This window comes from Aeribacillus sp. FSL M8-0254, from assembly GCF_038008845.1.
GTDB lineage: Bacteria > Bacillota > Bacilli > Bacillales > Aeribacillaceae > Aeribacillus > Aeribacillus composti.
The window spans coordinates 3,328,966-3,349,289 of the sequence record NZ_JBBOZY010000001.1; the positions used below are offsets into that span (position 1 = coordinate 3,328,966).

General features: G+C 36.0%; 17 protein-coding genes and 2 CRISPR repeat arrays (1 of these 19 running past the window's edge). Of the genes, 3 read left to right on the forward strand and 14 right to left on the reverse strand.

Annotated features, from left to right (window positions below; genetic code table 11):
- Window positions 1–547: direct repeats of the CRISPR family, unit length 29 nt; it begins 463 nt to the left of the window's first position.
- 88 nt (window positions 548–635) lie between these two features.
- The 5 genes from tnpC to cas1b all read right to left on the reverse strand — a co-directional run bounded on the left by tnpC (window position 636) and on the right by cas1b (window position 7,271).
- Window positions 636–2,213, reverse strand: coding sequence for an IS66 family transposase (gene tnpC / locus NSQ44_RS16130; protein ID WP_340857653.1), 1,578 nt, complete (start codon window positions 2,211–2,213; stop codon window positions 636–638).
- Window positions 2,214–2,274: 61 nt separating this feature from the next.
- The gene (gene tnpB / locus NSQ44_RS16135; protein ID WP_157727923.1) at window positions 2,275–2,631 is read right to left on the reverse strand and encodes an IS66 family insertion sequence element accessory protein TnpB; all 357 of its coding nucleotides are present in this window, start codon (window positions 2,629–2,631) and stop codon (window positions 2,275–2,277) included.
- Complete coding sequence (gene tnpA / locus NSQ44_RS16140) at window positions 2,625–2,945, reverse strand: IS66 family insertion sequence element accessory protein TnpA (RefSeq protein ID WP_003352856.1); 321 nt, start codon at window positions 2,943–2,945, stop codon at window positions 2,625–2,627. The genes tnpB and tnpA overlap by 7 nt, the downstream gene beginning before the upstream one ends.
- Window positions 2,946–3,035: 90 nt before the next feature.
- A CRISPR array of direct repeats spans window positions 3,036–5,535; the repeat unit is 29 nt; unit sequence ATTTATATCCCACTTAGTTCAGATAAAAC.
- Between the two features lie 561 nt (window positions 5,536–6,096).
- A complete protein-coding gene (gene cas2 / locus NSQ44_RS16145; protein ID WP_063387729.1) occupies window positions 6,097–6,360 on the reverse strand; it encodes a CRISPR-associated endonuclease Cas2 in 264 nt (87 codons plus the stop codon).
- A 2-nt stretch (window positions 6,361–6,362) separates the two neighbouring features.
- A complete protein-coding gene (gene cas1b / locus NSQ44_RS16150) occupies window positions 6,363–7,271 on the reverse strand; it encodes a type I-B CRISPR-associated endonuclease Cas1b (protein ID WP_340857654.1) in 909 nt (302 codons plus the stop codon).
- 44 nt (window positions 7,272–7,315) lie between these two features.
- On the opposite strand from cas1b, the gene NSQ44_RS16155 reads away from it, so the two are divergent.
- Window positions 7,316–8,361 (forward strand): IS630-like element ISBs2 family transposase gene (locus tag NSQ44_RS16155; RefSeq protein WP_015374552.1). Its coding sequence is split into 2 segments (ribosomal slippage): window positions 7,316–7,819 and window positions 7,822–8,361, totalling 1,044 coding nucleotides; the frame shifts between segments, so codons are not numbered across the junction.
- Between the two features lie 4 nt (window positions 8,362–8,365).
- On the opposite strand, the gene NSQ44_RS16160 is transcribed toward NSQ44_RS16155, so the two are convergent.
- The 8 genes from NSQ44_RS16160 to NSQ44_RS16195 are packed head-to-tail and all read right to left on the reverse strand — an operon-like array spanning window position 8,366 to window position 16,330.
- Entirely contained in the window at window positions 8,366–8,488 is a 123-nt protein-coding gene (locus NSQ44_RS16160; protein WP_340857655.1) for a hypothetical protein, read from the reverse strand.
- Between the two features lie 5 nt (window positions 8,489–8,493).
- Window positions 8,494–8,994 (reverse strand): CRISPR-associated protein Cas4, encoded by a 501-nt coding sequence (cas4, locus tag NSQ44_RS16165; RefSeq protein WP_235600436.1) that lies wholly within the window; start codon window positions 8,992–8,994, stop codon window positions 8,494–8,496.
- A gap of 13 nt (window positions 8,995–9,007) precedes the next feature.
- Complete coding sequence (cas3, locus tag NSQ44_RS16170; protein WP_340857656.1) at window positions 9,008–11,224, reverse strand: CRISPR-associated helicase Cas3'; 2,217 nt, start codon at window positions 11,222–11,224, stop codon at window positions 9,008–9,010.
- Between the two features lie 56 nt (window positions 11,225–11,280).
- Window positions 11,281–11,988, reverse strand: coding sequence for a type I-B CRISPR-associated protein Cas5b (gene cas5b / locus NSQ44_RS16175; protein ID WP_063387727.1), 708 nt, complete (start codon window positions 11,986–11,988; stop codon window positions 11,281–11,283).
- A complete protein-coding gene (cas7i, locus tag NSQ44_RS16180) occupies window positions 11,988–12,875 on the reverse strand; it encodes a type I-B CRISPR-associated protein Cas7/Cst2/DevR (protein ID WP_311066552.1) in 888 nt (295 codons plus the stop codon). Before cas7i ends, cas5b begins: the two co-directional genes overlap by 1 nt.
- Window positions 12,875–14,605, reverse strand: coding sequence for a type I-B CRISPR-associated protein Cas8b1/Cst1 (cas8a1, locus tag NSQ44_RS16185; RefSeq protein WP_063387725.1), 1,731 nt, complete (start codon window positions 14,603–14,605; stop codon window positions 12,875–12,877). The genes cas7i and cas8a1 overlap by 1 nt, the downstream gene beginning before the upstream one ends.
- A 1-nt stretch (window position 14,606) precedes the next feature.
- Window positions 14,607–15,323: a CRISPR-associated endoribonuclease Cas6 gene (cas6, locus tag NSQ44_RS16190; RefSeq protein WP_063387724.1), complete on the reverse strand. Its 717-nt coding sequence runs from the start codon at window positions 15,321–15,323 to the stop codon at window positions 14,607–14,609.
- Window positions 15,324–15,382: 59 nt separating this feature from the next.
- Window positions 15,383–16,330 carry a helix-turn-helix transcriptional regulator gene (locus NSQ44_RS16195; protein WP_340857659.1) on the reverse strand — a complete coding sequence of 316 codons (948 nt, stop codon included), beginning with the start codon at window positions 16,328–16,330 and terminating at the stop codon, window positions 15,383–15,385.
- 881 nt (window positions 16,331–17,211) lie between these two features.
- Here NSQ44_RS16195 and NSQ44_RS16200 point away from each other — a divergent pair.
- Complete coding sequence (locus NSQ44_RS16200) at window positions 17,212–17,835, forward strand: TetR/AcrR family transcriptional regulator (RefSeq protein WP_232515597.1); 624 nt, start codon at window positions 17,212–17,214, stop codon at window positions 17,833–17,835.
- 95 nt (window positions 17,836–17,930) lie between these two features.
- On the opposite strand, the gene NSQ44_RS16205 is transcribed toward NSQ44_RS16200, so the two are convergent.
- Window positions 17,931–19,175, reverse strand: coding sequence for an IS110 family transposase (locus tag NSQ44_RS16205; protein WP_094244418.1), 1,245 nt, complete (start codon window positions 19,173–19,175; stop codon window positions 17,931–17,933).
- 304 nt (window positions 19,176–19,479) lie between these two features.
- Between NSQ44_RS16205 and NSQ44_RS16210 the strand changes: the two genes are divergently transcribed.
- Window positions 19,480–20,310: a substrate-binding periplasmic protein gene (locus NSQ44_RS16210; protein WP_063387722.1), complete on the forward strand. Its 831-nt coding sequence runs from the start codon at window positions 19,480–19,482 to the stop codon at window positions 20,308–20,310.
- Window positions 20,311–20,324: the final 14 nt, after the last annotated feature.

The following is a 20,324-nucleotide window of genomic DNA, read 5'->3' on the forward strand; positions in this document are numbered from 1 at the left end:
CCACTTAGTTCAGATAAAACCGATTTTTCCATCTGATGTGGTGTCACTCCCATACAAATTTTTATATCCCACTTAGTTCAGATAAAACCGGGTTCTCCAGTTAACAGCGATTATGGCATTTACATTTTATATCCCACTTAGTTCAGATAAAACTCTAGGATGGCACCGACTTCCTCATTGCTGATGAGTTTTATATCCCACTTAGTTCAGATAAAACACGAGACCAAAAAGCAAACTGAAGATATTGGAAATGTTTTATATCCCACTTAGTTCAGATAAAACAAGAACGGTATGCATTGCATTCATACTTCAGAAAGAGATTTTATATCCCACTTAGTTCAGATAAAACCGGTGAACGTTCCAACGGTAAAACATATGCGGTATTAATTTTATATCCCACTTAGTTCAGATAAAACTTAAAGGGTTTAAAGCTAAATTCATCCCCAAAAAGAATTTTATATCCCACTTAGTTCAGATAAAACCGAAAGCAACGCTGGGGAATGGATTGAAAAATTCAATTTTATATCCCACTTAGTTCAGATAAAACCTTGCGGTAGTCGTTGCACCTTCCATGAGTTTCCTCATTTGTAAGCGTAAAATAATCCCCACCTTTTAATGATAGGGATTAAATACTATTATTGTGATAAGTTATTAAAAACCCGACAATTCAAAGGAATTGTTTTGGACCAAGGAAGTAGTTGATCAAGCTCATCCATATTGCTTATATCCATATTGGGAAGCCTTTCAAATAAGTAGCGAAGATAATAAAATGGATTTAATTTATTCTCTTTTGCTGTCTCCACAATACTGTAAATGATTGAGCTGGCCTTAGCTCCTTTCGGAGTATTGCTAAAAATCCAGTTCTTCCTTCCGATCACAAATGGTTTAATGGATCGTTCACTTCGATTATTATCGATTTCTAAACGTCCATCCTCTAAAAATGCCACGAGTTTTTCCCATTGGTTGAGGCAGTATGTAATGGCTTGACCTAATAGACTTTTTGGTAAAACATTGCTTTTCTCTGTTTTTAGCCATGCTGAAAAAGCCTCCAACAATGGTTGGCTGCGTTTAAGTCGTTTTTTATATCGTTCTTCTGGTGTACATTCTTTCAAATCACGCTCGATGGCAAATAGCTGATTACAGAAATTGAGTCCTTCCCGAGCTGTGACTGCTGAATGACGTTTGGATTCAGGAAGTACGTTTAAAGCCTCATCGAACTTTCTGCGGGCATGAGCCCAACATCCAACTAATGTTACACCGGATACCTTATGGTATCCTGCATATCCATCGACATGCAGGTATCCTTTAAACCCTTTTAGGAATTCTTTGGCATGTTCTCCTGCTCTAGTTTCCTGATAGTCATAAAGGACAAGTGGTGGATCCTCTCTTCCAGTCCGATAAAGCCACATGTAAGATTTCGATGTACTTGACCTTCCAGGTTCATGTAAAACCTGAACAGTTGTTTCATCCGCATGTAGAATGTCTTTAGAGAGGAGATGCTCTTTCATTCGTTGATAAATTGGCGCAAGCCATTTTTCGGCACCATAAAGCATCCAATTGGCCATGGTTTGCCTGGATAAGATCACACCTAATCGTTTGAACTGTTGTTCTTGGCGATATAGAGGTAGCCCCTCTACATATTTTTGATTCATAATATATGCCATGCTTGACGGTGAAGCTAAACTTTTTGGATACACAGATTTTGGGGCAGGTGCTGTAACGATTGGTGTCTCTATTTCATTACGCTCACAATGACGACATCCATAGACATATCGAACGTGTTTTAAAACTTTGACTTGAGCCGGAATAATCACTAATTCTTGTCGTACTTCTGTGCTCATTTCGTGTGTTTTTTCACCGCAACACGAACAGACCTGCTCTTCTTCGGGTAAACGATATTCAATCGTTTCCATAGGCAGGTTTTCAAACGTAGCTTGACGTTGACCACGTTTCTTTTTACGACGATATGTAATTGTTTCAACAGTTGGCTCTTCGGCTTTTACATTAGACTCTACCTCTGCTTCATTGAATAAAGGTAGTTCTAATTGATTAGGATTTGTTTTTTCGCTTGAAGAGCCAAATTTTCGTTTTTGACTAAGACGATACTGTTCTTCATACCATTGTAATTTCGCCGTCAATTCAACGATTTGCTGTTGAAGTTTTTCAATTAATTCAAATGGGTTTTGGGTAGGATTCTTTAAATTTTTCATCATGTAGTAATAATTCGACGGTTTTAGCTATTTTCCTCCAAGGTTTTTGTTAAAAGTAAAAAATTCATATAACTGTTCTAGCCTTTACTTCTGGGTGTGCTTTCTTTTGCTCCATTGCAAGACCATCCAATAACCAGCGTAATTGCCGATAACTAATTTGTATCGTTCCAGTGTCATTTTCATTTGGCCATTGAAATTTTCCTTTTTCCAATCGACGATAATAAAGCCAAAAACCATTATAGTCCCAGTGAAGAATTTTTAATTTATCTCGCTTTCGATTACAGAACACAAAATAGCTTGATGAAAAGGGATCTAAATCAAATCCCTCTTTCACCAAAGCAGCTAATCCATCAATGGATTTTCTCAAATCAGTACTTCCTTTTGCCAAGTAAACTCGTTCAGCTCTTGTACCAGCTAACATGTTGATTTCAACGTCCTAACCACTTCTGAAAGAAAGGCCGGATCGAAACCAGGTTTTACTTCAATTGAAATCCCACTAATTTCAATCCGTAATGAATTTTCAACTGTTTGTGAATGATCTTCTAGGGTAACGGATGCCCATTTTGTAGACTTTCCTTGATTTTTGATTGGATTTTCAATTTTTCTTAACCAGTATTTAAACTGGTGAATACTCCATTGATTTTCCTTGCACCAGTTTACTTGAGTTTGACCGCTTTTACGATAGTCAGCGATTCGTTGTTCCCAAACCTTTCGTAATTCAGGATTCTTAGGCATAAAAAAAACCCCCTTCAATTTCATCTTGAGGAGATTATCTCATGAAATTAGCACATCAAGAAGGTGTGCAAGATTTGACGCTTACCCTCATTTTATATCCCACTTAGTTCAGATAAAACTGATTGGGCGAAGCTGAAAGAATCTGTAATGAAACATTTTATATCCCACTTAGTTCAGATAAAACCGCTAAGATCGCGAATTTATCGTTTAACAAACTGCAATTTATATCCCACTTAGTTCAGATAAAACGCTGAAAATATAGATTTACTGTATAAAATGAAATAATTTATATCCCACTTAGTTCAGATAAAACGGAATAGGTGAACATCTTGTTATCATTCCATTCCAAAATTTATATCCCACTTAGTTCAGATAAAACACATTGCCTGTCAATAGCCATAAACAGTTCTTGCAAATTTATATCCCACTTAGTTCAGATAAAACAATTTTTTGTCTTACGATTTTCGATAACTCTGTGATATTTATATCCCACTTAGTTCAGATAAAACTGGTTTCGTCGGTGCGTTGTTTTTACTCGTTATCATTTATATCCCACTTAGTTCAGATAAAACTGAAATACCATAGAACACGTTCCTGTATCCTATTAATATTTATATCCCACTTAGTTCAGATAAAACGACTTAGAACCTGCTGAAGTTGATGGCGAATAAGCGATTTATATCCCACTTAGTTCAGATAAAACACGAGACCTACTTGGTCGACTGAATACATTCTATACCAATTTATATCCCACTTAGTTCAGATAAAACGTAGGTATATAAAAAATTATACCCATACCCCTATAATTTATATCCCACTTAGTTCAGATAAAACTAAATCTTTTCCTTCGCGATATATTTGCGTTAAATAATTTATATCCCACTTAGTTCAGATAAAACCCTCATCCCTCTTTCTCAACATTATTTTAATTTTTATTTATATCCCACTTAGTTCAGATAAAACGTTGTTCAACCGGGTTGTGAGCGCCTCGCCCTTCGTTATTTATATCCCACTTAGTTCAGATAAAACTTTTATAGCAAACTCATAAAATTTGCGCTCTGTTTTATTTATATCCCACTTAGTTCAGATAAAACCCTTTATGTCCCGTCCTGCTGTCTTTGCGTACTTTTTATTTATATCCCACTTAGTTCAGATAAAACTTATTCATCATTCCACATATTTGGACGATGAAAAATTTATATCCCACTTAGTTCAGATAAAACCGCTCGTTCGATTTCCGGTCGAGGATTCGGTTTGCGATTTATATCCCACTTAGTTCAGATAAAACCTTATCTGCGACCATGTATGAGTTTACGAATACAATTTATATCCCACTTAGTTCAGATAAAACGAAAACTAATGGACACGACAGCACCGAATAAATCTAATTTATATCCCACTTAGTTCAGATAAAACGCGGAACTTGCCGAGCTACTTTTACGACGGTTTAAATTTATATCCCACTTAGTTCAGATAAAACACTATGGCAACAATGAAACAAAAAATATACTTCATGATTTATATCCCACTTAGTTCAGATAAAACAAACGTATGTCTTCAAAGCAGATATTTATATGTAAATTTATATCCCACTTAGTTCAGATAAAACTGCTTCACTTCTAGTGATCAAACCCTTCTCATAAAGATTTATATCCCACTTAGTTCAGATAAAACAATGCTTCACTTCTAGTAACCAAACCTCTTTCATAAAGATTTATATCCCACTTAGTTCAGATAAAACTCGTGCGAACACGGAATTATCGCTTAAAGAAGGTCGATTTATATCCCACTTAGTTCAGATAAAACGTTCACTGCCGCAAAAAACACGTCAGCAAATTCGCGATTTATATCCCACTTAGTTCAGATAAAACCTTCAAAGTCCAGGTGGGTGCTTTTGCTAATCGTGAATTTATATCCCACTTAGTTCAGATAAAACTTAGTTGCAAGCTCTTTAATTAATGCAAGGTCTGGAATTTATATCCCACTTAGTTCAGATAAAACATTATCTCTAGTTGCGTGTTTCATATCTTTCTATTTATTTATATCCCACTTAGTTCAGATAAAACAGCGCTTTTTCGCCGTCTGCTCCGTACTCCAGTATTATTTATATCCCACTTAGTTCAGATAAAACGAAAAACACGGTGTTTTGATTTACGTAGTCGATAAAATATTTATATCCCACTTAGTTCAGATAAAACGAAAGTTATTCGTTGCTCCGGAAGGTTGGGTTATTTTATTTATATCCCACTTAGTTCAGATAAAACGCAGATAGAAGTATTCAACATTATATTGTATGGGCTATTTATATCCCACTTAGTTCAGATAAAACGTGTAGACTTCGATATACAAACCGCCGTTCGAATCAATTTATATCCCACTTAGTTCAGATAAAACATTTCATCAACTTGCCCTTTTGCTTGTTTCTTTGCTATTTATATCCCACTTAGTTCAGATAAAACTAAACCGAATCCTTTTCCGCTCATCCCACCTAAGTAATTTATATCCCACTTAGTTCAGATAAAACCTTTAGGAATTCTTTTGCTGTCTCCATAAGAAAACCGATTTATATCCCACTTAGTTCAGATAAAACCCATTTAAACAAAAATGCCAAAATAACGATAGTATCAAGCTTTTTTATAAACTTGCGAGATCAAGTATTTGTACAGTTTGCAGTAAAGGTTAAATCGTGTTTTGAGATCTATGAAAAAAAGCTTTGAAACCTAGAATTCATCGAAGGTTTCATCACTTTTTTCATATAATAGGTTTGCTGCAAATATTGATTTTTGCCTTCAACATTGAGATAATGTTGATACTTGTTGACAAAAACAACATTCCTTAGGCTAAGAATATTTGTCTATCCTTGCTACTCTTCCAATCTTGATCCATATCCCTACGAAAACAAGTCTCATTTCAGCCTTTTTCATTAAAATTACAAATACATACTAGCCGTCAGCAGCCCATTTCATGCATCATCATAAATTGAGTTCATTAAAATAATGAATGTATACTAACCTTCCCAAAAAAAGATTGGAAACACTAGTACCCTATGTCAATCAATACAATCTATTATAACAACATTATTCTCGTAATCACTATCACATATTACTGAATTTTTAAAAAATCGGCACAATCAATTATACTGCTTTTTTCATTAAAGGAATAAAGTCTCAAAACTTTTTTCCTGCCCATACACTTTCTTTTTTATGTTCCGCGGGTTTTTCACTTCATAAACATAAATCGAATCTTCGTTTTTGTTAATAATCGCCTCAAGCTCTGACATGCATTTGGCAAGGCTGCTTAAAGTGATTTCCCCTTCGAATACAGAATTTTGCGTCCAATAAAGGTACTCTTTTAATTTTTTTCGAACTTTATTTACTCTTTTCTCTCCAACATCGTACGTTATTATGACAAACACACTTACCACCACGCTTTCAAAGGCTTGTATTTTTCGTCACCGATTACATGCTTGATCAGCTTATAGCATTCCAATCGGATTAAATATCGATACGTTACTTGACGCTTCAACTTTCGATGTTTTATAGAAGTTTGCATTTTCTTTTCCCAACTTTCAATAAACCGTTTGCGCCCTTCTTCATTTAATAAACAGAAGCCATGTTCATATGAAAATTGCTTTGGTGTAATTCGACGGTTATTAATCAGCGAAAAAATTAGCGGTTCTACGATAAGGGGTTTAAAAATTTCTGCAATGTCCAAGCTTAAAGAAAATCGTTTAACTGAAGGTTCATGCAAATAGCTAATCGTAGGGTTTAACTGTGTTTTATATATTTCCGTCAACACTGTCGTATACATTAAACTATTCCCAAAAGAAAGTAAGGCATTTATCGGACTGGTTGGCGGACGCTTCTCTCTTTTTTCCATAGAGAACTCAGGACGTAAAAATTGTGAAAATGATTGATAATAACAATTTCGAATTCGGCCTTCAATTCCCATTATTTCTTGAACACTATTGGCATTTTCCAATTTTTTTCGTTCTTCAGTTATTATGCGAATTGTATCTGTCGTCTTTTCTTTATGAGATTTTAAATTCCGCAATATATGAAATGACGCACTCTCTATAAAAGAACGGGCAATATCCAGTCTTTTTTCTTCTTTCAAATAATGTTCAGCCTGTTTAACTAATACGAAACCGGAAACCTTTTTTTCTCTTGGAACATATGAACCAGCATAAAAACCATAATAATTGTATATATGTAGATTAATATCATATTGATTCAATAAGTTTAAAAAGCTGCTATTAAATTGTGTTTCTCCGAATAAGTGAAGATTTTCTATATAAATTGAAATAAAGGTTTTCTCCCGTTCCACGGCGAATAAATACAAAGAGAAAATAGGGGAACGGAGAGAAAACTATGATGCCAAATCACAAAGACGAGATCGAAAAGTTGTCCACTGCCATGAAAGAAGCAAAAAGTAAACGAGCATATGAACGCTACCAAGCGATTTATCTTCATTTGCAGGGATATACCAAAGGAGAAATCGCAACGATTATTGGTCGATCCAAGAAAACTATTTATAACTATATTCATGCCTACGCCCAGCGCGGTCTTGATGGACTGGAGATGAAATACTCACCTGGCGCCCCACGTCGATTGACCCCTGAGCAGGAAAAAGAGCTGGCTTTGATCATTGAACATCAGCTCCCCGTAGATGTGGGATTCGAAGCAAAATATAATTGGACGCTTGCGATAATCGCTGAACTCATTCAACAAAAGTGGGGGCCAACATACACGCTTCGCGGAACAAGTGACATTCTGCATCGGTTAGGGCTAAGCTATACGAAACCGACCTATACACTAGCCAATGCCGATGAAGAGAAACAAAAAGAATTCGTCGAAATCACCTTCCCTGAAGTAAAAAAAAACTGGTAGATGGGAACATCGCCCATGTCCTCTTTCAAGATGAGTCGATGATTCGTGATTACCAAGCGATTCAAAAAACATGGTTTGTCAAAGGAAAACAACGAATCATTCCGACGTTTGGAAAACATCAAGGGCTGAAGCTGATTGGCACGTTGAACTACGAAACAGGGGAAGTGTTTTGCATCGAAGAAGAACGCTATGACGCGGAAACATTTCTTCGATTTCTTCAACTTGTGTTAGAACGCTATCCCACAGGCAAAATAGTGATGATTTTAGATAACGCTCGAATTCACCATGCCAAACTCATTCAGCCATTTTTAAAAGAACACGAAGATCGGTTAGAGCTCGTCTTTTTGCCACCATACAGTCCGCAATTGAACTTGATTGAAGGGCTATGGAAATGGCTGAAATCAGACGTGATTTACAACGTGTTCTATTCGAGTGTGCAAGAAATTAGAAAGAATGTCCAAGCCTTTATTCAGCGAATCAACCAGAAACCAGAACAAACGATCGATCGTTTGTGTGTTCAGTTGTAAATCTTTAATTCAACTTATATACTTTATCAACAGGAAGGGATTTTTTCTTTCCTTCACCATCGATAAAATAAATAGTATTATCCTGTCGTTTTAATTGTCCATTTGAAAACACATAAAAATCTTGCAACTCACTCACTCCTCTTGAGCAAAACAAAAAGAATAGTAAGCACATGATGAACAGTATGGAAGTCTCTTTACTTTCGGGGCTGTCGGCTGATATTGAATAGCATTGATCGCTTTTATTAATTTTTCTATTTCCACCTCATTCTCTGATGTTAATTCAATTTCTTCCGTTCGTTTTTCCTTTGGGTAATGAAGCTTCCCTTTTTTTTCAATACCCATCTGCTTTAAATAATATAAGTAATACAAAAGTTGCATCCGATCAGCTTTTTCCATTTTGCTAGACATTTTGACTTCCCTGACATAATCATCATCTACTAAATCAAGTTTTATGACATCATCTACCATTTTCTCTTTCATTTGTACTCTTTTATAGGAATGCTCATGAAGCAATTGACCGATGGCGACTTTTTCATGCTCACTCTCAAGTTGTATACCTTTTGAAAACAACCACAGCTTCCTTTTACAAACAAAATAATAGTGTACTTTTATCCCTTGAATATCTAGCCGCACAAATGACACCTCTTTATACAAAAGGGGATAAAGAAGGAGTAAGCGAAACTCCAGTACCTTTTTTTGTTTTTTTGTCAAAATCATAATCTAAGTCTAATATTTCGATATATGGCAGTAATGGATATTCTTTACCGTTAGATGATCGATACGTCTTTAAAATCGGTGATGTATTACCTCTTGCTCGGGCTTTGGTAATGGACACCGTTTTTCGCTCAATTTCTTTCCGCAGTTTCATGCGTTCATAACGATCTTCACATTGAGCTAACTGGTCAAAGAGGTACTCATATTCATCAAATATTTTTCTCGGAATCGCAAGAACAGCCTGGATGTCACGGAGTATATTTTGTGCTTCTTTGTTCGTTAATTCATGGTCAGTAATCGAATCAATCGCCCTCATTGCATGATCAAATTCCTTTAAAAATTTTGTATTTTTTAATGACTCCCGCTTATAAAGATTAGCAACCAGCTCTACTTTTTCCTTTTCTTTTATCAACTTTTCATGAAATAACGAAAGCGCCTCAATACTTTTTAAAACAATTTCTTGATCATAAATATAGCCGATACCTGAAGCATCTTTAGTAAAAATAAAAATGTTTGGATTGTCGTGATCAAGCAAGCGTCTTCGATAACATCTGCCAAATCGTTGAAACAAGCTATCCAATGTTGCTACTTCTGTATAAAGCTCATCAAAATCGATATCAATAGATGCTTCAACAAGCTGAGTCGTCACCCAAATGCCTGATTGATTTCGATCTTTGTCAAATGCTTTAATGGCTTCTTCAAGAATGCTGCGATCTTCCTGAATAAACATGGAGTGCAGAAGCGATACTTGATCAGTAAGTTTACACAATTTCGAATAAACTTCCACAGCTTGCTTAACGGTATTTACAATAACTAATACTTTTTTCTTCTTCCCACTTTCAGCGATCCTTTCATAGTAATCGCTCATTGGTTGATCATATATGGCAATACGATGACGAATATCGTCATTCACAAAAGTTTGAAATACGTAATCTTCTTTTTTTATTACTCCACGACTTTCAAGTGCTTCTACATATAAAGTCGGGAGTGTCGCTGTCATAATTAGAAACCTTCCACCAATTTGTTTAATCATTTCTAAAGCTTTAATTAATACCGCTACAATTTTCGGTTCATAAGCCTGGATTTCATCGATGACAACTACCGAATAAGCCATGGTTGCATACAGCTTTTCATATCCTCTATATTTAAAAGGAAATTTTAAAATTTGATCAATCGTAGTAAAAAGCAATTTTGAAGCAAAATTTTTCGACTGATCATAGATGACCTCCCAATTTTCTTTTCCTGTTTCATCAAGATAGTTGCTGCTTGTCGAATGCAGAAGTCCGGCTTGCTCGAATCCCATTTGTTCAAATACCCTATCAAATAGTGCATTGATACTGACTCGAAGAGGCAATGTAAAAAATGCTTTTTGATTACCGATCCATAATAAAGCTGCCTCTGTTTTTCCCATTCCCGTCTGTGCTACAATAATTGCATTTTTTCCTTGTTGCTCCTTCGCAAATAATTGAACATCTCTTAATGAAGACCCTTTCTCTAGGATAAATTGTACTGCTCGTTCACCGATATTTTCTTCTATCCCTACTTCAATATCGATATGCCCAGAGGCCGCATGATCTATTCGATGAAGAAGACCTTTCACTAAGACATAAAATAAATATTCATCTATTTTTTCCTCATCGTAGACAATTCTTTTTTCCATTTCTCTAAAAACTCGATTGGACAATTTAATTTGATCCGGAACAGGAATTTCAAGATGGCTTCGAACTAGATCTTGTTTCTTCACTAAGTCCAGTTCAATTGCTTCTCGAAGTTCTTCAAAATTTAACTCATGGTCACGTTCATGATGATAAGCAATTGCTTGGATAAGCACCTTTCGTTCAAAACGAGTAAGTGAAAGCTTCTCCAAGGGAAGAAAAAATGGAGATAAATAATTGTGCGGCAAATATTTTTGTGCTTCAGTTTTTGCCTTATAAGGAATGCCGATCACATCTGAAATGCGTTGCTGAAAGGGTCCATACACCTTTCCAGCATCATGATAGTGAATGGCAATTTTTAAAAGCTCCCAAACTCTTTCATTCTGTATGTAAATGCCATATGCATTACGTAATTTTTCATATTGTCTCAATAATTCGTCTGTGTGCTCCTTCAAGGATTCAACGGGATTTGATTTTGCATAAATGATGCACAATGTTGATTCCCTCCCTTATATCTGTAAGAAAAGAGCTTTTGTCCATAGACAAAAGCTTAATTAAAGAAGACAGTATATCCTTCTTCATCAAAATGAATTGGTTCATAAAACAATTCACTGTAAATTTTTTCACCCTGTGCAACATATAATGTTGGGATTTTCACCCAATCACGAACTCCCTTTTTAATTGTATAAGTCCAATTTAGGCGATAAGGGATACCCGTTAGGTCATCCTCTGCAATGATCTTTTTCGGGATATACATCGAATGAGCTAAGTCACTTTCATCAACTGTTATCAGCTCAATAAATCTTATCTCATCCATACGCACGAGATCTTCATGGCGTCCAAGGCTGATATGACCGTCATAACTATAAAAAGCTTTATAAATTTTTTGCAAAATTTCGTCCTCTGCAGCGATATGTATTACTAACTGAACATTGTACAAAAGATGCATATAAAGTGGCATCGCTGTCATGGAAGTATAGGAATAATCAATTCCTGAAAGCCCGTCCAAAATTATAGGAAATTCTTTACTTTTTCTATCTTTTATAAAATAACTTTTTTTATAATCTACAACTCTTGTTTCATAATCACCTTGGATGCTCAAACGAAATGGAATCAGTTCATTGGCTTTTAACACTTCATGTATCATGCCCTTTACTGTTGAGTATGGAGGAAGCGGATATGTTTCTCCTACTTTCAAAGCAAACGGTTTTGTATAACAGGCAGTTTCTTGAAACATTTTTAGTCGTAGTACTTGCATCATTTATCACCAAAATATTCGTCAATTTCTTGTTCAAGAATTGTAAAAAACTGCTCAATTGTCACGATATTCCCGAGTGTTTCAATTTCACTTTCATTATCGAAAACTCCACGTACTAGCCCGATATTAGTACGATCTGCCACCTTTTCTCCAAGTATCGTTTGTTCAAGCACTGATGCAATTTTTCCTGTATTGAGTTCGTATTGATTTCCTTGTTTTAACGACACTCTCCCAAGGAAAAATGGATTAGCAACACTGTATACCCCTCCAATAATAAATAGAGGTGCAAGATTCTCTTGTCTTCCTTTAATTTCACGATTTAATATTTTAATGATTGTCAAAAGTTGTTTGATACGGGCAGCACGTTCTTCATTCGGCAGTTCAATCTTTCCGTCCACTCCGATACGAGCAAAATCTATGGTTACCGTATACGTATAAAGGCTTTGATGCTGCTCTAAATTTGCTAAATTCGCGTCTGTTCCAATTCGATTAGCGAGGCCCATATTTGTTAAAAATTCAAGATCGCTTCGAAAAGGTTCGAGTGAAATCGCATGACTAATGCGAACAGCTGCAGATCTTCTCTCTGCGCCTGATTTCGCCTTTGTTTTCATATATCCAAATAAATCCATTTCAACTGAATCTTTGATGGTGCATTCGTCTTTAAATTGAATAACTCCTTTCGATTTGTCTACAACATCTAAATTCCAGTTAAAAAGTTGATTACCAAGGCGGACAATGTCGTAGCGGAGACTTTGGCGAGAGGCAAATGTATGAACATCACCATTCCCGCGGTGGAATTTTTTTAATTCAGAAATATTGGCGATACCTTCCCCATAATTTAATGAATTCCCTTGAAATATTACTGTAAATGATAAAGCCTTTCTCATTATTCATTTCCTCCTTCAGGTTGTTTGTCATTGGGTTGGGATACCAAGCCTGCGATAAACGCATTAGCAACAGTCGCAAAATCAAGCTTTTCTTCGTGCAGCACTTGTAAAAAGAGAGAGGGCATTGGCAACTCCAAAGACATATACACGCGAATTAAAGAATCCATAAAAGTCTTTTTATTGTTCGCTTTTGTTGCATTTAACAATCGGTAAGCAATTCCCTGAACTTTCGGTTCTTGTCCTTTTTCCACGTATTTTTGCCGAACTTCACGTCCACAGTTGTATAAAAACCAGATACTTTTGCTTTCAGTTTTCGAATCGATCTTCACATCTCCATCTCCTTCCAAATATTTTTGGTATAAATGACGGACAACTACTGCCGTCTGAGCATCTAATGATGAATATTTTTTCTCGATGCATTGGCGGAGTACATTGAAAATCCTCCATTTTGCATCGCGCCTTGTTAAAAAGTCATATGCAAGCGCATTGCGCAAAGAATAATGCATCCTTTTCAATAGTTCGTGCTCATTCACGAAGAAACGACTTAATGAACGGGGTAAATCAAAATAATTCAATATCGTCTTTCTCGACCGATAATCGGATGAATAATCAATAAAAAGATAATTTCGATGATTCGCATTTCCCTTTTCCTTCAATTCTGTAACTAAATCAAAAATAATTTCGTTTAAAGGGTTCTCTTCTTCGCGCAATAATGCATAACGTTCATTTACTTCAAAAAGTTTATTCATACTCCCATCGATTTGCACAAAGCTTGATTGGTTTCCGTTTGGTGAAAGTGCCGCTCCGGCAGGCGCACAAAACAATATAAATTTGGCAAGATTGGAAATAGGAATTTTCATTTCATTGTCAAAATCCCAAAAATAATTCAAAGCATTTGAAGAACTAACCTGTAAGGGAACAAAATGACCTTCATTTAAATGTTCGAATGCATACCATTCATCAAAAAAACTGCATGATAAAAACTGTTCATTTTCGTTTTCCCGAATGTCAGCAAGAGATGTTTTCTTCCACGTTTTATGTAAATTTTTGATCGGTTTATAGGGACATTCTTTGAGCCAACTTAATAGTTGGTTTTCATCCTCTGCATTCATAAGCAGTTGTTTAAGCTTTAGTTCACACAAAATTGGAACGATGTAATCTTGATGTATGCGTTGAATTTGTTCCTCAATCGTCAACTTATTTAAACTAATATTGAGAAAACTATTCTGACCGAAATAAGGTTGAAGTATAGAAAGTTTAAAAAAGTTTACTGTTTGTTTTTCATTAATAAACGGAGTTTTCAGTAGGTCGAGATAACGGTTAACTTCTTTTTCTATTTGCTCAATGTCTTCGAACTGATCATATCCCTTAATTTGTTCAATCAACAAAGACATTTCGGTTCCTTCAGCTGTATCAGAACAGTAATTTTTTGCCTTATCCCATGTTCTCTTTAACGATTCATCAAGCTTTTTTTTCGCTTCTTTAAATGTTTCTTCTTTCCGACACCGACTTAAAATTTTTTTTAGCCTTGTTTCATCCCGATCAGCAACACTGAATTTTTCAAGAAAATATGTAAAATAATCTTTAGCCATTGTGTTAAATATGCTGCTATCAAAACAAATACCGTCCTGCTTCATTTCTATATGATGTCCGGCTTTCCTAGCAATCCGTACAAATCCAACCAAACCTTGATTAATCATCCATTCACCCGTAGGCAAAAAAATTTCCAAGTTATATCACCTCCACCATGCCGAACGATTGATTCCTGCGAAACCCAATTCCAAGCTGGGAAAGCAAGCGTAAATCATCGATGTCTCCATTTAGACAAAAATTTCCTTTATATGCAGTGAAGTAAAGATACCCGTGGTCAAATTCTCTGATTTTTTCTTTAACTACAGTTTTCTTTAGTTGATTTTCTAAGACTTGCAATGGCTGTTTAAGTCCGTGCCCACGAAAATTTTTCAATAGGAGATTAGCAATATAATTCAGCTCACGCTCGAATGCAGGATCATCTGGCGCGATTGATCTGTTATGAGCATCACGAATATAAATGGGAGAAAGTGTTTTAAAATAAACAGGAATTTGATCTATTTGTTTTTCTTCTAAAAGTGTAATTTTTCCCCGATGAAGTGTATACGTTTGATAAGTAAACTCTTGTATCTGCTGCAACCCATTATAAAGGTGAAGAAAAAATTCATAGTCAGGCGTACTGATCAAGAATGATATCTTGCCTTCGATATGGAATTCATCATCGATAAGTTTATACTTTGGTAAAAATAATGCAGTGCTAAAATGTTTGCTGTTCTTACTAGGTTTTCCGTTAAAAAAATACAAAGATTCATACAATGTCGGAGCTGACCGTTTTATGCTCTCCTTGATCAGACTGACAAACATCATACGATAGGCAACGGGTAGCCTTTCAACCTCAAATTGGCATCGAAGTCTCATTTCTTTTCCCTCCAAGCTTTTCTATCATCATCCTATCATCTATTCCGGAACTTAATATGTCAGTTTAAAAAATTTTTTGACATTTTTTCTACTTCTTCCTCGACGCTTTGGCGAAGTTCATTCGGACCGAGCACCTGAACTGCAGATCCCATGCTTAATACAAAACTAGTTAATTCCGGCAACCCGGACATCGTCGCCCGAAAAATGATGGATCCATCTTGTTGTTGCTCTATTTCTTGATCCTCTGAATAGATCTTTTCACTTAAAATCTTGGAAAATGGTGGTTTTACATGCAATTCAACAAAATAGGTATCAGCATAAATACTCGTTTTACCAATATAGTCTTCGAGCAGAAATGATTCATCACGCTGAAACCTTTCTTCATATATTTGATAATCTTGAATTCTAGTTAATTTAAAATCACGATAATCATTTCTTAGCTCACAATAAGCAATGCAATACCAAAATTTTTTATACGGAATCAGTTTGTAAGGATGAATGATGCGTTCAGTGCGGTCTGAATTTAAAGCCTCATAAACAATTTTCACTTTTCTGCGAGCCGCGATTGCAAAATTTAATTGTTCATACTTATCTTTTTCATGATTCCAATCGACATTTGCTTTTTCCTCTAAAATAATTGGCTGCCATTCAGACGAAGACTGAATCTGCTGTTTGGAAATACTTTGAATCTTCATGACGGCACTTTCAAAATCATCGAATTGCAAAAAGGTAGGATGATTTTTTAAATATTCACTTGCCTTTACTAATGCTTCTAATTCTTTTGGTGAAAGCGACAAGTATTCAAAAATATTGCTTTTCGGCAGAACATAACCGCCATATCTTCCCCTAGCTGTCTGAATATGGAATCCAGCCATTTCTAATTGATCTCGATAAACTCGAATAACCCTTTCACTTAATTCAAGTTCTTCTGCTAATTCTTTAATTTGCATTCGTCCTCGTGATTTCAATAAAAGAAGCATTCGAAAAGCATTGACAATTTTCGACATAATGATACCTCCAAAATACCTAACAACATTTACGTGTAATATTTTACCATAGTAAATTAATCCTATAGATAATCTGTATGGAAAATTCATAAAACTTTTGAAATTAGGTCTATTAGAACAGAGTGTGATCGCTTCAACCACAGAAGATGCTCTTGCCATCGGCTTTTCATAGTAAAGGTATCTTTAGCACACGTTAGGTGAACAAAGGCAAGGACATTTCATAAAAAACCGTCGAGCAGAAATTGAGGAAGATATTTTTGAAGGAAAACTTAAAGAAGATAGGATCATTTTGAAAATATAGGTGAATTGGCTTTATCCACAACTAAATGCAAGACAACTTGATTACGTGTCAAAATTTTATCCTCATTCCTGCTCTTTTTTCGCGCAAAAAGCAAGGCTCTTTACAGAAGGATCAGTGCTCGCAAACGGCGTCATTGTTTTTTGCTAATAAAATCCTAAAAGGTCAAAGTCACAATGAATCCATCTTTATCTCCTTTTTCACTGATTTCCTAAGTCAGCTAAATCAATTACTGGGATATACAGTCGAAAATAATGAAGAAAACGTTGATAGTTGATCTCGTTAACAGCAAAACAGCTGCAGACATCGGCAGATTCATTTTTTCCACATGAAAAGCATTGTTTCTTTGATTTCTTCTCTTGCTATGTTCATGAACGAACACAGAGGACAGTGTGTGAAAGCGGGACGAATAACGTAATGCAAATTTCCATAAAATAACGGTGATTCGCTCTGTTATTCTTTTCAGCCGAACCATTTCTAAATTTACAGCATGGCTTTTTAAAAAAATGAAGCAAAAGTGTTGACTAATTTATAGTAATCTTATAGGATTTAATTGACTAATGAGTCAGTCAGGGGGGATATAGTGCAGGCAGAAGCTCGAAGACAGGAAAGAAAACAGCAATTATTGCAAATTGCATTAGAATTATTTGCGACAGTTGGCTATGAAAAAACGAAAGTCTCAGATATCGTCGCAAAAGGCAATGTGTCCCAAGGGACATTTTATTGGTATTTTAAAAGCAAAGAAGCGATCGCGCTTGAGATGCTGGAAATAGGTCGTGCCCAACTTTTAGATGCAATCAAACTAGGGTACCGCACAAAAAAAGTGGACTTGCAAGATTCCGTTGCTTCCACGACACAAATGTTTGAACGTATTTTTCATTTCGCTGAAAACAATAAGTATTTCATGAACATATTGCTAAAAGGCATTCATTCTCAGCCAAAGATACAAGAAAAAGTGGAAGAGATTAAAGCAGACATGGAAACAGCTTTTGCGGAAAATATTGCACAGGCCAAAGAACTGAAAATGATCTCACGTGAAGTAGATCCAAAATTACTGGCAGTATTCATCATGAGCCTCCTGGAAGGAGTTTTAGCCAGATGGCTATTTCAATCGCCATCATCAAAAGATGCATTACAGCAAAAAACACTTCAACAGCTCATTGAAGAAACTGTACACTTTGAATTTTTTGGAATCTTTGGTGTCTAATGAAGGAGGATAAGTCTGAAATTTCTCTTACGGGCGACCACTGAAATAGAGGGCATAGTAAAATAAGCCATCGATCGATGACCTTGATGGAAATATTAGGTTGCAACAGTAATTATACGAAACCCTTGGGATTTAGCTAATAAAAGAGCTTGTTCTACCGTGATTTCACGGTTTACTGGAAGAACATCAGCTTTTTTATATAAATTCGGATTATATGGTTCTTTCTTTTTGAGAATGTTGTAGATAGCTGTTAAAAGCATACGTGCAATGGCAATAATTGCTCGTTTGTGACCCCTGCGCTTTTTGAGTTTCAAATAGCGGTTTCGAATTTCGGGATGTTTTTCACTTTTGACTACAGCGGTGGCACACTGTACCAAAAGAGGCTTGATGTAGCAGCCTGCTCTCGAAATTCTTACTGACTTTTTCTTGCCGGCACTCTCGTTATTTGTGGGTGTAAGTCCTGCCCAGGAACATAAATGCTTAGCTGTCGGAAACACGTCCATATTGACACCTATTTCTGAAACCACGGCAATGGCGGAAAAGATGTTCTTAAAGGACGGAACAGTTAAGATCAAGTTCATTTCCTCTGTGTAGGACGCGGCAAGGGAAAGAATGATTTTTTCAAGGTCAGCTTTACGAGATTGAAGGTCTTCATAGTGCTGTTTCATCACCTTTAATTTTTCAGCCTGCTCCGGTGTAATAAATCCGTCAATGGCTAACTCCAATTCAGGCAGTTTACTCTTCATGGAGCCGTGGATTAAAGGTTCAATATCAAAAGAAGTGTCTAAAGGGTTCTTAAGGAGCTTTTCAATGATGTTCATAGAGCTTTTGCCGAAGGTATCTGAAACAACATTTCCAAGCTGGATGTTAGACACAGTTAAACTGTTTTGAAGACGGTTCTTCTCACTTGACATAAAATTAGTCAGTTTAAAACGATAGCGCATAAGGTCACGCAGCTGTCTAATCTCAAGTGGTGGCATAAAGCTTCCAGCCACAAGGTCATGCTTAAATAAATCAGCAATCCATTTGGCGTCTTTTTTATCTGTTTTCTTGCCACGGATCGCCTTGACGTACTTAGGGTGTGCAAGAGTGATGTTGCAGGAAGCTTCAAGTACATTAAACACAGGAATCCAGTATTTCCCGGTAGATTCCATACAGACATCCTTACAGTTATTTTCACAAAGCCATTGTGACAGCTCATTCAATCCTTTTGTATAGGTAGAAAAGCGATGGCGTTTGTAAGTTGTAACTCCTTTGATTGTTGAGGCAATACAGGCAACAACAAAGGTTTTGTGGACATCGATTCCACAACAGATAGGGTATACAATTTTTAAGGCCATAGGGAATGATCCTTTCAGAGAATTATAGGGATAGACAGCATTGACTGATTGCCCAGCAATAAACGAGTAGTTGTTTATACAAAGATAAGTCTGCGTGCTCGAAGTCACACTTATTTGTGCTTGGAAAGGCAATCTACACATATAAACATGCGGTCACCCTGCAACCAGAGTGGCCCACTCACCTCCGCGTGATTTGTAGTTGACTGTTATCCCTATGACTTTAGAATAATAAAAATAACGCCGGTGGCACAATTGTTTCATTACGTTTTGTGCCTTGAGCGAAGCGAAAGGAATGGATATAAACATGAAAAAAATAAGATGGTTCATTTCACTCATTGCAATAGCAGCTCTAATACTTTCAGCATGCGGTAATAACAATGATCAAAAAGAAAAACAAACTCAAGATCAAGAGAAAAACGCATTACAGGAAATCAAAGATAAAGGCGAAATCACTGTCGGCATTATGGGTACTTATGCACCGTATAATTTTATGAATGAAAACAAAGAATACGACGGCTTTGACGTTGACATTGCGAAAGAATTGGCAAAACGTCTAGGCGTTAAAGCAAATTTTGTTGCACAAGAATTTTCTGGTTTAATTCCTGGGCTTCAAAAAGGTAAATTCGATATTTTAGTAAGCCAAGTGACAATCACAGATGAACGGAAAAAACAAATCGATTTTACAGAACCATATATTACAAATAAAGTCAAAGTGATCGTTCGAGAAGACAATAATGACATCAAATCTGTTAACGATTTTAAAGGAAAAACAATCGGAGTTGGACTTGGTACGAATGATGAAGCATATTTGCGAAATGAATTATTGCCAAAAGTGGGCGATTTTAAAATCAACACATATGATGACGTGATTACAACATTAAAAGACTTGGATGCTGGCAGAATTGATGCAACGATCAACAATGTCTATGCATTAAAACCAGTCATTGAAGAAAACGGCTATAAAATTAAAGCCGTCGGCGATCCAATTAAGGAGGACCAAGCTGGTGTTGCTGTGAAAAAAGGCAATAAAGAATTGGTGGATGCTTTAAATAAAGCATTGAAAGAAATGAAAGAAGACGGAACATATAAAGAAATTTATGTAAAATGGTTTGACGAAGAGCCGACCGAAGAATGATGAAAGTAGGTTGC

Coding starts and splice junctions, on each gene's coding strand:
- tnpC (WP_340857653.1), bottom strand. CDS start 2,213: ATGATGAAAAATTTAAAGAATCCTACCCAAAACCCATTTGAATTAATT.
- tnpB (WP_157727923.1), bottom strand. CDS start 2,631: ATGTTAGCTGGTACAAGAGCTGAACGAGTTTACTTGGCAAAAGGAAGT.
- tnpA (WP_003352856.1), bottom strand. CDS start 2,945: ATGCCTAAGAATCCTGAATTACGAAAGGTTTGGGAACAACGAATCGCT.
- cas5b (WP_063387727.1), bottom strand. CDS start 11,988: ATGCAAGTACTACGACTAAAAATGTTTCAAGAAACTGCCTGTTATACA.
- cas7i (WP_311066552.1), bottom strand. CDS start 12,875: ATGAGAAAGGCTTTATCATTTACAGTAATATTTCAAGGGAATTCATTA.
- cas6 (WP_063387724.1), bottom strand. CDS start 15,323: ATGAGACTTCGATGCCAATTTGAGGTTGAAAGGCTACCCGTTGCCTAT.
- NSQ44_RS16195 (WP_340857659.1), bottom strand. CDS start 16,330: ATGTCGAAAATTGTCAATGCTTTTCGAATGCTTCTTTTATTGAAATCA.
- NSQ44_RS16205 (WP_094244418.1), bottom strand. CDS start 19,175: ATGGCCTTAAAAATTGTATACCCTATCTGTTGTGGAATCGATGTCCAC.
- NSQ44_RS16210 (WP_063387722.1), top strand. CDS start 19,480: ATGAAAAAAATAAGATGGTTCATTTCACTCATTGCAATAGCAGCTCTA.